We start from the raw sequence: 14,016 nt of genomic DNA on the forward strand, positions 1-14,016 counted from the left end.
CTTGCTCGGTACGGGCTCAACGGCCCTTGCAACTGTTCGGGTTGAGGAAGACACCGGAGCTGTCCCTCGCTCTCATACAGGCTCTGCCGCTTTGGGGCGTTACGGGCTCAGTTCCAGCAACGGGCGGTTCTGCTTCAACCGCCCGTTCGCACATTCTGCCAGTTTTTGCCGACACAAGGGGCGCTCGCGATCGTCACGACGTGCGGAGAGATGCGGTGGACGTAAGGCTGCGACTGACGAGCGTGGTCCTTGCGTACGGTGAAATCGTTTGGGTCCGACGCCCCGGTGCTGGCGTCAAGTTGGCGGAAGCGAAAGCCGAAGCTGACGATGGTGGCAAGGAAGCCGGTCACCAGGACGATCTCGTATAAGCCGTAAAGCCATTGCGCAGGGAAGGCCGGATGCCTCCGCCAAACCTGTATGCTCGTGTGCACCATCTTGTTGCAACTATCGCACACGAGACCGCGGGTGCGGCGCGCACCCGGTCTTCCCTGCGCCCTCTACTCTTTGGGGGCGAAACGATCCCAATCCAGCTCGGGCGCATCGCGCCGCGAGGACGCGGAGCCATGTGGTGCTTCATTGTTTGAAATGTGAATCGCGGGATAACCCGCGCCAGCGTCCTGGCCGCCGCTTAGCGCAGGCCCTCATACACCATGAAGCCACGCGCGATCGCGAGCTTGCGCAGCGCGCGGGGCACCAGCCTTTCCGGCCGGTGCAGATAGCGCCATGACGTCAGCCTGAAATCGCGGAGCGTGCCGAGATCGCTTTCGAACGGCGCCAGCGAGCCGGTCAGGCTGACCGGCTCATGCGCCCGATGGTTGAACGGCAGCAACAGCAATTCCAGATGCGCGGTGCGGCCGTCTTCCGAAGTCGCGGTGATGCCGGCGATCGCGGCCAGCATTTCCTCGGCGACGTAGCTGATGACGTCCTCGATCTCGCGGCGGGCGCCAGGTGCAAACAGCGTCGAGAAGCCGACGTCTTTCAGGTCACGGCCGAGCAGGGCGGAGACCCGCGTTCCGGCGACGCGGAACGGATAGCCGGCGTCGTTGTCGTAGGACAGCACGAAGATGTCGCCGAGCAGTTCGCGGACCGCGCCCGGTTCGATCTCGCTGCGGTCCGGCGCGCGCGCGTCGCCGCGTTGTGCGTCCCAATAGGCGAAGAAACCGCGGCTCGATGGATGTTTCATTGTAAGGCCTTGCCCTGCGCCTGCCTTTGGCGGGACAGATCTGTCCCGCTTTCGTGCACGCGCCTTCCCTTGGTTGTTGTGCAGGAGGGGCTTTGCAGCGTCCATGCCGCCGACGCATTTTGGCCGGCTTGGGCACGGCTTTGCGATGTTAACGTTAAATTAACTACGAGGTTGGCGATCGCGATCTGACCTGCGTAGAGTGGAACGCATCAGATGGCGCCGGCGTTTCTCCGGCGCGGTTGGTACACAGGTGGCGTCAAACAGTTTGGTCGTCGCGCGGGGAGGGGTGGGGATGTGATCCCGGCTCCGGGGCGCGAAAAGATCGGCGAGACAAGGGAGAGCGTTCTCAGCGCTCTCCCTTGTTGATTCTATTGACGTTTTCCCCGCGGGCCTTTCCGCCGGGAGGCCCAGCGGTGCAGGATCGCTACGAAAAAAGCACGCGCAATACCTACGATGCGCTGGCAATGGATTTCGACCTCGCTGATTGAGGTGTGCGCCGCTCACGCCGCTCCAGCCATCCGATAATCCCGTCGTCAACGCATGCACCTTGGAGGCGAGGTGCTTGTCAGGGAGCTAGTCCGCTTTGCCATTTCATCGAATGGGACAGCATTGCTCGCTTGAAGAGCATCGCCGCCAGTCACATGTCATAAGGATCGGGGATCGTTGGCCCGACACACTGGCAACGCACCCACCGCCTCATTGAAGGTCGCGTGCGTCCAAATAGGAGCGAGCACGGGCTGCGTTCGAGTACCGCTCGACACAGTACCTCTACGCAAACGCAACGGCACGAGCCGTCGAGGGAGACCTTGGCGGCTTTTGCGTGTGGGTCATTTGGAAGCTTTTGGCATCGGTTTCCCGTCCAGCCAATCCTCGTTGTCCGCCATGTCGTTTAGGGCCTTAGGGCCTTCTCGCGCCTATGTTCCAGAGCGCCCTTCCGCAGTGACTTGGATTTATCACCGCGTTTGCCGGCTTCCTCAGCTTCCTTTCGCAAATCGTCAGCCTTGGACATGGTCCCCTCCTAGGCTTCAGCACACACCCTGAATATGCGCCCGGAGTCGGGCCTTTTCCAACCCGGAACCTCGCCACAATCAAACTGACCCACTACCCAATTGCGGGCACCGCGCTGTGCCGCCTTCTGGTCGAATGGAACCATCCACTCGGCTCGCGCTTAATCTAACCCAGGGTCACATTCCGTGCTGATCCGTGCCCCGGCAGGGTCAGCGTTTGGCGTCGAGACAAATGGTTGAGAGGTTCGCTTCCCCGCAGGTTTTCATCCGACACCATACAGCGTCCCCGATTTGCGACGTCGTGGTTTCAGTTCGGGGCCAGGAAATGGTTCTCTGCTGTCCGAGTTATTCTCAGGCACTGAAATGGGCACGTTTGGAATGCAAGTCCTACAAAATTCCAGAGGCTGATCTTGAACCACTTGGCGGGCTGGACTACGACGAAGAACTGCCGTTATTTTTGCGCGCTCCCCCAAACAACTAATTGACGCCTGCTCACGGCGCTTCAGCCATCCGATAATCTCGTCGTCAACGCAGTGGATCTTGGAGGCGAGGTGCTCGTCGGCGAGCTTCGCTCCACCGTAGCAGACGATGACATCGCAATCGGCAGCGTAGCTGACCGATGTCTGCTTTCAGGGGTAAAGCAGAAATTCCATTTCAAGGGTGTCAGGACCGTTTTTGACCCAAGCGGAAGTCAGCGGCTTTACGAGCTTCGCCTTTCCTTGGCAGCCACCCACTCCCGTTTGCATTTTGGCCGTCCGGAGCCCGGGGAGGGCCGCCAGGCTTCTGCTCAATCGGTGCATTACCGGCTTTGACCCTTACACGGCCAATCTCGACCATGCACACGGCCAAGACCCAAAGTGTTCGCTAGCCACAACGGAACCGTTTCCTCTTGAGGCCCATAGCGTATTACGGGCACTACGGGCCCGCCGCATGGATCGACCCGGTCGTCCTCAGGGCGATAACGATATCGTGGAACAATATAGTAATCCCAGTAAGGAGTTGTCCTTACCACGGGCACCCTGATGAGAGGCCTTTCCCGTGGTTCACGAACGACTTTGGCCTTCTGCGCATGCGCTGCGACACTAAACGTCCCCAGGTTACACAACACCAGGGCGGTTCCGAGAGCGAACGCTACGGTCATTATCCTCATGCCTTGGCCTCCTTGCCACACACAGCCTAGACCCAACTCGGACATCCGGCGACGTTCGACTTCGCGCCGCTGTTGAGCGTATATCGGACATCAAAGGCACCTGATCCGCAACGCCTCATTTTATGAAGACTAGCGGCCCATCTGGCTTGGCGAAGCCGCGCGGCCCTGGGGGGCCTTGCCGCCGACGATCCAGCGCATTGCAGGATCGTGACGAAGACGTTCGGCATAGCAGCCATCGAGAGTAGGAGATCATGATGTTTATCGCAATGAACCGTTTCCGGGTTACCAAAGGGTCTGAAGCAGCCTTCGAGCAGGTCTGGATGTCGCGCGACAGTCATCTCGAAAAAGTCCCGGGCTTCGTAGAGTTTCACCTTCTCAAAGGTCCCGAGGCCGAGGATCACACGCTTTATGCTTCTCATACCGTCTGGGAAAACCGTGCCGTGTTTGAAGCGTGGACCAAATCAGAGGCGTTCCGTGCTGCGCATAGTCGGGCAGGGGATAACAAGCCGCTGTATCTGGATCACCCCCAGTTCGAGGGCTTTGAGGTTCGCCAGACGGTGGGACGCGGCAAGGTCGCGTAATACGCACGGACATTTTGCTGTCCATCGCAAGCGCGTGAGAACCCGTCAATGTCCGTTCTTGGATTGCCGGCTCAACCGGTCGACGCAACACAGGCGTTAAATCTCTCTGCTGGGGTTTCAAATTGCAAGGTCTCACGTGGTCGTTCGTTGAGCTGACGAGCCACTTTGTTCAGATGGGCTTGCGAATGTACCGACAAGTCGGTGCTCTTCGGAAAATACTGTCTCAGCAGGCCATTGGTGTTCTCGTTCGACCTGCGCTGCCACGGGCTTTGCGGGTCGCAAAAATAGACGTCGATTTTGGTCGCCAACGTAAAGCGGCGATGATCCGTCAGTTCCTTTCCCCGGTCCCAGGTCAGGGACTTATACAGCTCCTTTGGTAGCTTCTTCGCCTGCTTGATGAGTGCGGTGACGACCGTTCGGGTGTCCTTACCGGCCACCTTGGCCAACATCACGTAACGCGTATGACGCTCGACCAAGGTCGCGATGTAGCTGTTGTTCGGCCCGGACAGGAGATCGCCTTCCCAATGGCCAGGCACCGCTCGATCTTCAACCGCCGCCGGTCGCTGACGGATTGAGACGATATCCTTGATATGCCCCCGTCTGTCGCCGTTCGGATCAACCGGCTGGGAGCGACGCATTGAGCGCTTCGATCGAAGATGACTAAGCAGCTCTTTCTTGAGCACGCCACGTGTTTGTACAAATAAGCTGCGGTAGATCGTCTCGTGTGACACCTGATTACACTCGTCTTCAGGATGGGTTCTCTTCAGCCAACCGGCTATCTGCTCGGGCGACCAATCCAATCTGAGCTTCCCCGCCACAGCTCGCCGTAGCCGCGGACTGTTCGCCAATTTACAACATTTTGGACGACGAGCCCGCGCCCAGGCATTCTCGTCCGCAAGCGCCGCACGGTAGCGATCACAGCCGCCATTGCGGCTCATTTCCCGGCTCACCGTCGAGGGTGAGCGGCCAAGCAACCTGGCGATCGATCGGGCCGATCGACGTGCCGTAACGCCTCTGGAAATCACCTCGCGTTCTGCGAGCGTCAATGCCAGCCTGGAGCGACACCGCTCGGCAGGACGAATCCCACCATGCGGCGCCACCAAAAAATAGATCGACGATGACTGCTTGCCAAAAGCTCGTCCGATTGCCTTTAGCGACTCTCCGCGCTTCCAGCGATCCCATAACTCCGTTTTCTCTGCCGCAGTAAACCCTCTATGAAATATGTGAGTTGCGTCGACCGGTTGAGACCACCGATGAACAGCGGAAAACATGTGCTCGTATTGAGCTTTTCCGGTTTTGACCCGACTCGGACATTGCCCCGCATTCAATTAACCGGCCACGTTGCAGTAACTGTATCGGCCGCGCTAAGAAAGATGATGACGCTTCGCTCTATTCCTGCGCCTCTCTGGATGGCCGCTGCCCTTTTCCCGATGGTGGTGTCGCAAATTGTGCGACTGCAACAATCCGATCCAGCAGCATGGATTTTTTGGGATTACGCTGGCCGCCTCGGAACTTTGGCAATTCTGGGCGTCATTCCTGCTGCGCGAGCAATAGCCTTCCGAATTGAACCATTCAGAATGCCGCAGTGGGAAGCATCCATCTGGATCGTCGGCATCGTCCTCGCCGACCACTATGTGGGTGGTTGGATCCGACGCACCATGAATGCAGCGCTGCCCTCAACAGTGCTCGGGACATATCCTGAAACGCATGGTTGGCTACACTTCTTCGATATTGTTTTTGGTCTTGCGCTAGTTGCCTTAAGTGAGGAGATCATATTCCGTCGCTGTGCGCGTCATCTGTTCCAAAATTATTTGGAGGACGGCTATGCGTTGGTTTGCGTCACATCTCTGCTGTTTGGGGCCTATCACTGGTGGACAGGTGTCGGGAATATCGGCGAGGTCGTGTTGATAGGGTGGTTGTTGATGCTGTTGTACCGCCGATCCGGGGCGCTTTGGCCGGCGGTTCTTGCGCACTACCTGACCGATATCGTGGACTTCGCCTTTTAAGACACTCATGGGTCACATTTTTCGGTCAGCCGCGTGAGCTAAGCTCTCCGCCTTCATCGGTTGATGAAGGCGCGAGCCGATGTCGGATATTGGCACTTTTCGGACATGGCGCGATGTCTGACCTAGGTCCGTTATGCGCATATAGAGCGGACATGGAAACCGATCATGGATCGGTCGTCGCGGACCTCCGAAAACTGGTGCCGGTCGCCGAGGGACCATCCACGCACCGGCTGACGGGGTTTCTTTAACGCGCTACTCTCCGTCCTTCGCGCCAGAGGTGCTCTCAGCGCTCTCCCTTTTTCTTTTCTTCTGCCAAAACGCGGTTTTCGGTGTCCCGGACGCGGTGCAGCGCCTCTTGGCGGTGCTCCGCAGAGCCGGGACCTACACTGGGATCCTCAAGAATTGAGTTGGCTCGTCAGGTCGCTCCAACCGGGATTGGATTCTTCAATCAATTTGATCTTCCAGGCCCGCCGCCACCGCTTGAGAGAATGTTCTCGCGCGCGGGCCTCAAGAATGGAATCGAACGCCTCAAAATGGACCAGCAGGTCGACCCCATATTTTTTGGTGAAGCCGCGAACGAGCTTCGCTTTATGTTCTGACATCCGGCGCGCCAGATTGTTGGTGACGCCGACGTAGAGCGTTCCGTTTCTTTGGCTCGCAAGGATATAGACGAAGAACGGTCCGTTCATGTCGATCAAACCCGGATCGGCGTCGTTGGGCAGGGTTCAGTCTTGCAAAACTGTCTTACGTTGCCAACGTGTGGGTCCCGGCTCTGCGTCGCGTCACTGCGTGCCGTGCCGCGTCCGGGACACGAGGTCTTGCGTGCTGTCGCCTGTCCAAGACGCGGTGCAGCGCCTCCTGGGGTGCGCCGCAGAGCCGGGACCCATGAACTTGATTGCGAACTTCACCACGGCCCTGATTTTGTGCACTTGCACAGGGCGGGCAAAGCCGCCTATCTGGGCTGATAACGCCCAAAACCGCCTCGTAAGGTTCCGGACCCTTGGACTCCCCGCCCGAATCCCACCTGGAACTGCCGCCGGAACCCCCGCGCGAGCCGATCCTGACGCTGCCGGGTGCGCTGACGGCCTATGTTGCGCTGATCGCGCTCATTCATTTGCGGGTGCTGCTGCCGCCGGAGGCAGAAAACTGGACCATCGACGTCTTCGGCTTCATCCCGAAGCGCTACGATTCCACGCTGCTCGACATCACCTTTCCGGGCGGCGCCGGCGCCAAGGTCTGGACCTTCGTCACCTATTCGCTGCTGCACGCCAATCTCAGCCATATCGGCTTCAACGTGCTGTGGCTGCTGCCGTTCGGCAGCGCGCTGGCGCGCCGGTTCGGCGCCGTCAGGTTCTTCGTGTTCATGACGGTGACGGCGGCGGCCGGCGCGGTGGCGCATCTGCTCACCCATGAGCACGCGATCGCGCCGATGATCGGCGCCTCGGCATCGGTTTCCGGCACCATGGCGGCGGCGATCCGGTTTGCCTTCGTGCAGGGCAGCTTCCTGTCGTTCAGCCGGGGCGATGCGGAAGCCGCCGCCAGGGTTCCGGCGTTGTCGCTGGCCGATGCGCTGCGCAACAAGCGCGTGCTCGGATTTCTCGGCGTCTGGTTCGGCGTCAACATCATCTTTGGGGTCGGCTCGATTGCGATCGGCGCCGACGGCGCCAGCGTCGCTTGGCAGGCACATATCGGCGGATTTCTTGCCGGCCTGATGCTGTTCTCGCTGTTCGACCCCGTGCCGCGGGCGGCGCCGCATGCTGCGGATGCGTCCTCGCCGGATGGATCAGGCCGCATCTGATCGGCGCTTGCAGCGCACGGCGATTTCATCCATCATCTTCACAGGTCGTAACCCAAGCCAAAGGCTGCCGCTGAGCAAGACAGCCCTGCTTATTGACCGCGCCCGCAACCTATCCGGCGCGAAACTGTTGATTGAAGACTCAACGAACATGTCGGGCCCCTTGCGGGGCGCGAGCGGATTCAGGGAGGCGACAATGACGGTACGAGCAATTCTCGACACCAAGGGCCATCAGATCCTGACCGTGGAGCCGGACGCCAAGCTGTCGGCGGCGGTCAAGCTGCTGGGCGAACGCAAGATCGGCGCCGTGCTGGTGATGAGCGAAGGGCGCCTGGAGGGTATCCTGTCGGAGCGCGACATCGTGCGCGTGCTCGGTGAGCGCGGCGCCAGGGTGCTCGATGAGCCCGTCACCAGCAGCATGACGCGCAAGGTCGTCAGTTGCAGACAGTCCGACACCGTGAGCGGCATCATGGAAATGATGACGCTCGGCAAGTTCAGGCATCTGCCCGTGGTCGAAGACGGCAAGGTGGTCGGCCTGATCTCGATCGGCGACATCGTCAAATGGCGTGTCAAGGAATACGAGACCGAGCAGGAAGCGCTGCGCGACTACATCAAGACGGCCTAGCGCTATTCCTGGCCCGTTGCCTTGTCGGCGGAAGGGCCCGTCTCCGCCGCGGGTGCCAGAATGTGGATGGCCTCCTGGATCGAGTCGATCGCGCGTTCGGCCGCGCGCGCGCCATGGGCGATCAGGTCGCCGGCGCGGTGAAAATCGAAAAAACCGATCTGTCCGACGCGGGGCGAGATCAACAGATCCGGCGGATCGCCGGCCAGTCGCGCACGGGTGATGCGGTCCTGCATGATGTTGAAGGCGTCGACCATGACGGTGGAGATGCCGGGCCGTCCGTCGCCGCCGAAGAATTCGCGTTTCATGGTGCGCTCGGCGGAGAAGAATTTGCCGAGTCCCCGTTTCGGCGGCTCCGGCGCAGTCTCTGCTGCGACCGATACCGAGGGGTCGGCCGAGGATCCATGCGAATAGATCGTCGTGGAATGGGTAAAGACGTCGCTGGAGAGATTGGCGGCGATCACGATCTCCGCGCCGAGCGCGCGCGCCGCCGATACCGGCACCGGATTGACCAGCGCGCCGTCGACCAGCCAGCGATCGCCGATCAGGACCGGCGAAAATAATCCAGGCATGGCGTAGGAGGCGCGCATGGCGTCGACCATGCGGCCGTGAGTCAGCCAGATCTCGTGGCCGGTGCGAACCTCGGTGGCGACGGTCGCGAACTTCACCGGCAGATCCTCGATCAGGCTGCGGCCCAGCGTGCTTTCGATCTCGGCGGCGAGTTTGGCGCCGCTGAGCAGGCCGGAGCCGTTGAGGCGGATGTCGAGGTAGGAGAGGATATTTCGCGGCTGCAGGCTGCGGGCCCATTCCTCCAGTTTGTCGAGATGTCCCGCCGCGTAGGCCCCGCCGACCACCCCGCCCATCGAGGTCCCCACCACGACATTGGGAACGATGCCATGCGCGGCCAGCGTCTTGATGATGCCGATATGGGCGAAGCCGCGGGCGGCGCCGCCGCCCAGCGCCAGCCCAATCACCGGCCGCCGGACCGTGCCAAGCCCCACCTTGTCGCGGCTGTCGGAGCCTTTTTGGCCGCGCCCCATCCAATTATCCAACACGAAAACTCTCCTGCGGCCTCAAGATATTCGCCGCCGCGCCGTCTTGCCAGAATCGCCTGCAGCATTTGCTATGCATGGTTTATGCCCGGCGAAAGCGGCCTAGACAGCGAATGTGACTGGACCACGACCGCTGGGTTAACATCGGGAGTTCCCGCGGGTTCCGGCGACGGGCTCACGGCCGCCGCTGGAGGCTTGAATTTGCCGCGTTTTCAGTGAAAAGCATGCCCATGACTTCGAGCGGTAACGGGATCAGTGGATACGGGCGGGCCGGCTGGCCTTTCCCGGCGCTGGCGCTTGCTTTGGCGCTGGTTTGGCTGCTGCCGGCCTCAAGCTCCGCCCAGATGTTCTCGGATCGGCCGCCGCCGGTACCGCCGGCCGCGGTTCCGGACGCGCTTGGCGGCCCGGCCTTGAATCTGGCGCCGCCATCGGGCCCGGCGTCGATTCCGCCGAGCATTCCCGCGCCACTGACCCAGCCCACCATCGTGCCGCCGTCGATCGCCACGGTGCCGCCGTCCACGGCACCGCCGGGCGCCTCGACCGCAGGCCAGGCGGTACTGTCGCTGACGGCGCGCTACGGCAAGGATCTGCCGGTCATCAATAATGGGCTGGTGTGGCGGGTGTTCTCGGACAAGCCCGACGAGACCGGCACCTTCAAGCTGATCCGCGAGGATCGCGGCGCGACCCCGAACATCGTGCTGCCGCCGGGCAACTATGTCGTCCACGTCGCGCTCGGCCTCGTCAGTGCGGTGCGCGCGGTGAGTTTGAAATCCGAGACCGACCGTGAGGCCTTCGTGCTTCCGGCCGGCGGCCTGCGTATCGAAGGCCGCGTCGGCACCTCAAAGATTCCGCAGAACCAGATTTCGTTCGCGATCTACAAGGGCAGCCAGTTCGAGACGTCCGAGCGCGGCGCGCTGGTGCCCAACGTCTCCGCCGGCGACGTCGCGCTGCTGCCGGAGGGAACCTATTACATCATCTCCAACTACGGCGACGCCAATTCCGTGGTGCGCTCCGATATCCGGGTCCAGGCCGGCAAGCTGACCGACGTGATCGTGACCCACCGCGCTGCCGTCATCACGCTCAAGCTTGTCAGCGACAAGGGCGGCGAGGCGCTCGCCAACACCGCATGGTCGGTGATTACGCCGGGCGGCGACGTGATCAAGGAATCGATCGGCGCGTTTCCGCGCGTGGTATTGTCCGAAGGCGAATACCGCGCCATCGCCAAGAACGAAGGCAAGGTGTTCGAGCGGCCCTTCAACGTCGTCAATGGCGTCGATGGCGAGGTCGAAGTCGTCGCGCGCTGATTCCTTGCGTCGGCTGGTGCCGAAAAATCATTTCGCCGCTGTCATAGTCTCTAATTCGCACTAACCATCGCGCGACTTAAAACTGTCATAATCGCTGCATCGGCGTACCGCCTCCGCAATTTTTACACGGCTTTAAACCCGGCTGCATTGGATGCCACCGTTGGGCATTGGCGTAGCGGGGCATGTCATGGTGGTGGCGGAGAAGTCGTCAGGGACTGAGAAATTCAACAACGATGTGTTTGGCGATGTTCCGGTCCTGCAACGCAAATGGAAGGCGGCGTTGCGTCCGGGCGAAGCATTGCCCCGCTATGAAGACGTCATGCTCGGCAGTCTGGGCCGGCTCGCGGATCACATCGCTCTGCTCAGGGACAGCCATGGCGCGCTCGCCGTCTCGCACACCGGCCGCTATATCCAGCAATGGCTCAACGACGAGCGCTGGGATATTCCGCTGACGGCGCTGCCGCCGGATTGTGCGACCGCACTCGGCGAAGCGGCATCGAACGCGCTTGCCAACAGCCGTCCCTATCTGGCGTCGGCGCATTGCGTGCGCGACGGGCTGGTGCGGACCTACGACGTGCTGGCGCTGCCGACGTCGTCGCGCTGGGGCGGCACGCTGATCGGCACCTATGTGAACGAGCGCGATAGCCAGTACAATCTGCTCGATACGATCTTCTCCGCCACCGACGACGGCGTGCTGTCGCTGGCGGCGATCCGAGATGCCGGCGGGCAGCCGTCCGATTTCCAGATCGTCCATCTCAACCAGGGCGCAGCCCGGCTGCTGCAGCAGCCATCGACCGCGCTGCTCTGGCACCGGCTAAGCGCGGGTGGAAACCTGTTGTGCGCGCCGGAGGTGATCCAGCGCTTGCGCGACATCATCCGCGACGGCAATGGCGGCCAGATCGAAATCGACCGTGCGGATCGTTGTCTGCGGTTGGGCGTGACGGCATTCGGGGACATGCTGTCGCTGACGTTATCGGATGTCACGGCGCTGAAACGAAGCGAAGTCTCGTTCCGCCTCCTGTTCGACAACAATCCGATGCCAATGTGGGTATTCGATGCCGAGACCACGCAGTTCGTGGGTGTCAACGACGCCGCCGTGCAGCATTACGGCTACAGCCGGGAAACCTTTCTCGGCATGCAACTTCGCCAGATCTGGCCGGAGGACGAATGGGCGCCCCATAGCCAGGCGTTGCAGCAGGTCGGCGAAGTCTACAATTCGAGCCGCGACTGGCGCCATCTCAAGGCCGATGGCAGCGAGATCCATGTGCTGACATTCGGGCGGCGGGTCGCCTTCGACGGCCGCGACGGTTATCTGGTGGCCGTGGTCGATATCACCGAGCGCCGCAAGGCAGAGGCCCGCATCGCCCATATGGCCCACCATGACGGCCTGACCAATCTGCCGAACCGGGACTATTATCAGGACCGGCTTCGCGAGGCGCTGGACCGCGGCAAGCCGGGCAGCCGGCGCGTCGCGGTGATGTGCGTCGATCTCGACCTGTTCAAGAACGTCAACGATTGCTTCGGTCATCCCATCGGCGACCGCCTGCTGAAGGCGGTGGCCGAGCGGCTGAGATCCGAGGTGCGCGGTGACAATCTCGTCGCCCGGCTGGGTGGCGACGAATTCGCCATCGTCTTGGCCTCTGAAGTCTCGCCGAACGAAGTCAGTGATTTTGCCGACCGGCTGATCGCGGTGCTGAGCGAACGCTATGACATCGACGGCCTCGAGGTCGTCGTCGGTGCCAGCATCGGCATTGCGCTTTCGCCTGGCGACGGCGCCACGAGCGAAGAACTGATGCGCAACGCCGACATGGCGCTCTATCGCGCAAAGTCGGACGGCGGCGGCGTTCACCGTTTCTTCGAGCGCGAGATGGATCGGCAGGCGCAGAAGCGCCGCGACATGGAACGCGACCTGCGCCGGGCCTTCGCCAACGGCGAGTTCGAACTGCATTATCAGCCGCTGGTGGATATCGCCGCCAACCGGATCAGCGGGTTTGAATCGCTGTTGCGCTGGCGCAATCCCGACAAGGGCATGATCTCGCCGGCCGAGTTCATTCCGGTTGCCGAAGATATCGGATTGATCGTTCAACTCGGCGAATGGGTGCTGCGGGAAGCCTGTACGGAGGCGATGAACTGGCCCAAGGACGTCAAGGTCGCGGTCAATCTGTCGCCGGTCCAGTTCCGCAGCCGCAATCTGGTTCAGGTGGTGATCTCGGCGCTGGCGCATTCCGGATTGTCGCCGCGGCGGCTCGAGCTTGAAATCACCGAGTCGGTTTTTCTTGCCGAGACCGAAGCCAATCTGGCGATCCTGCATCAGCTTCGCGAACTCGGCGTCAGCATATCGATGGACGATTTCGGCACCGGCTATTCCAGCCTGAGCTATCTCAGAAGTTTTCCGTTCGACAAGATCAAGATCGACCGCTCGTTCGTGAAGGACCTGGCCGAGCGCGACGATTGCGTCGCGATCGTGCGCGCGATCTCCGGCCTCGGCCGCAGCCTCAACATCACCACGACCGCCGAAGGCGTCGAGACCACCGACCAGCTCGACTGGCTACGTGCCGAAGGCTGCAATGAGGTGCAGGGCTTTCTGTTCAGCGCGGCAAGGCCGGCCGCCGAAATCGCGGCGCTGTTGGCAGGCTTCGGCTCGCGCGCCACGAAGGCGGCGTGAGGATCAGAACCGCGTCACGATGTCCGACAGCGCCGGGCGAGGGCGATCCTCGGCGGCCTTCGACGGCGTGCCGATATGGATGAAGCCGGCGAGCTTTTCGTCCGGCTTCAGCCCAAAGCCGTCGAGCACGTCGCGATCGAAGGCGAACCAGCCGGTGAGCCAGTTGGCACCGTAGCCGAGTGCGGTCGCCGCGGTGACGATGTTCATCGCACTGGCGCCGGCGGATAGTTCCTGTTCCCACGCCGGTACCTTCGGGTGCGGTCGGGTAAAGCTCACCACCGCGATCACCAGCGGCGCATCCATCAACCGGCGCTTTTCCATCTCGATGTCGGCGGGCGGCGCACCCGGGTTCTTCTGGGCGAAGACCTGCGCAATAATCTCACCGGCGCGGACGCGGGCGTCGCCCTCGAACACGATAAAGCGCCAGGGCGTCATCTTGCCGTGATCCGGTACCCGCGCGCCGATGGTCAGGATGGTGTCGAGTTCTTCAGGCGAGGGGCCTGGGCCGCTCATTTCGCGGGGCTTTACCGAACGGCGGATTTTCAGAAGTTCAAGAGCGTCAGGCACGAGGGTCTCTTTCGTCGGACAAAGGAGGACTTCCTATCACGCAGATAGGTACACAATGCGCCGGATCAAAGCGAATTTAGATCG

At 61.6% G+C, this 14,016-nt stretch carries 12 protein-coding genes; 6 read left to right on the plus strand and 6 right to left on the minus strand.

The annotated features are described in order from the left end of the window. Positions 1–134: 134 nt before the first annotated feature. Entirely contained in the window at positions 135–350 is a 216-nt protein-coding gene (locus BLR13_RS32575) for a hypothetical protein (protein WP_143039580.1), read from the minus strand. Between the two features lie 278 nt (positions 351–628). After that, complete coding sequence (locus BLR13_RS32580; RefSeq protein ID WP_074815013.1) at positions 629–1,183, minus strand: PAS domain-containing protein; 555 nt, start codon at positions 1,181–1,183, stop codon at positions 629–631. A gap of 2,411 nt (positions 1,184–3,594) precedes the next feature. Between BLR13_RS32580 and BLR13_RS32590 the strand changes: the two genes are divergently transcribed. Next, positions 3,595–3,921 carry an antibiotic biosynthesis monooxygenase family protein gene (locus BLR13_RS32590; RefSeq protein ID WP_074830840.1) on the plus strand — a complete coding sequence of 109 codons (327 nt, stop codon included), beginning with the start codon at positions 3,595–3,597 and terminating at the stop codon, positions 3,919–3,921. Positions 3,922–3,992: 71 nt separating this feature from the next. On the opposite strand, the gene BLR13_RS32595 is transcribed toward BLR13_RS32590, so the two are convergent. Then, positions 3,993–5,192, minus strand: coding sequence for an IS30 family transposase (locus BLR13_RS32595; protein WP_244524980.1), 1,200 nt, complete (start codon positions 5,190–5,192; stop codon positions 3,993–3,995). Between BLR13_RS32595 and BLR13_RS32600 the strand changes: the two genes are divergently transcribed. Beyond that, a complete protein-coding gene (locus tag BLR13_RS32600) occupies positions 5,175–5,927 on the plus strand; it encodes a CPBP family intramembrane glutamic endopeptidase (RefSeq protein WP_157793748.1) in 753 nt (250 codons plus the stop codon). The genes BLR13_RS32595 and BLR13_RS32600 overlap by 18 nt on opposite strands. Positions 5,928–6,322: 395 nt before the next feature. On the opposite strand, the gene BLR13_RS32605 is transcribed toward BLR13_RS32600, so the two are convergent. After that, positions 6,323–6,616, minus strand: coding sequence for a GIY-YIG nuclease family protein (locus BLR13_RS32605; protein WP_074830831.1), 294 nt, complete (start codon positions 6,614–6,616; stop codon positions 6,323–6,325). Between the two features lie 311 nt (positions 6,617–6,927). Between BLR13_RS32605 and BLR13_RS32610 the strand changes: the two genes are divergently transcribed. Together BLR13_RS32610 and BLR13_RS32615 are read left to right on the plus strand one after the other, a co-directional pair. Beyond that, on the plus strand, positions 6,928–7,725 hold the full coding sequence (locus tag BLR13_RS32610; RefSeq protein WP_074815004.1) for a rhomboid family intramembrane serine protease: 798 nt from the start codon (positions 6,928–6,930) through the stop codon (positions 7,723–7,725). A gap of 193 nt (positions 7,726–7,918) precedes the next feature. Then, the gene (locus BLR13_RS32615) at positions 7,919–8,347 is read left to right on the plus strand and encodes a CBS domain-containing protein (RefSeq protein WP_074815001.1); all 429 of its coding nucleotides are present in this window, start codon (positions 7,919–7,921) and stop codon (positions 8,345–8,347) included. Between the two features lie 2 nt (positions 8,348–8,349). Here the strand turns inward: BLR13_RS32615 and BLR13_RS32620 are convergent, their stop codons facing one another. Then, complete coding sequence (locus tag BLR13_RS32620) at positions 8,350–9,399, minus strand: patatin-like phospholipase family protein (protein ID WP_074814997.1); 1,050 nt, start codon at positions 9,397–9,399, stop codon at positions 8,350–8,352. Positions 9,400–9,626: 227 nt separating this feature from the next. Here BLR13_RS32620 and BLR13_RS32625 point away from each other — a divergent pair, with 227 nt between their 5' ends. Together BLR13_RS32625 and BLR13_RS32630 are read left to right on the plus strand one after the other, a co-directional pair. Then, complete coding sequence (locus BLR13_RS32625; RefSeq protein ID WP_074814994.1) at positions 9,627–10,700, plus strand: hypothetical protein; 1,074 nt, start codon at positions 9,627–9,629, stop codon at positions 10,698–10,700. A gap of 187 nt (positions 10,701–10,887) precedes the next feature. After that, positions 10,888–13,365, plus strand: coding sequence for a putative bifunctional diguanylate cyclase/phosphodiesterase (locus tag BLR13_RS32630; protein WP_074814991.1), 2,478 nt, complete (start codon positions 10,888–10,890; stop codon positions 13,363–13,365). A gap of 3 nt (positions 13,366–13,368) precedes the next feature. Here the strand turns inward: BLR13_RS32630 and BLR13_RS32635 are convergent, their stop codons facing one another. Beyond that, positions 13,369–13,932: a nitroreductase family protein gene (locus BLR13_RS32635; protein WP_074814988.1), complete on the minus strand. Its 564-nt coding sequence runs from the start codon at positions 13,930–13,932 to the stop codon at positions 13,369–13,371. Positions 13,933–14,016: the final 84 nt, after the last annotated feature.

Source organism: Bradyrhizobium ottawaense (assembly GCF_900099825.1).
Classification (GTDB): domain Bacteria; phylum Pseudomonadota; class Alphaproteobacteria; order Rhizobiales; family Xanthobacteraceae; genus Bradyrhizobium; species Bradyrhizobium ottawaense_A.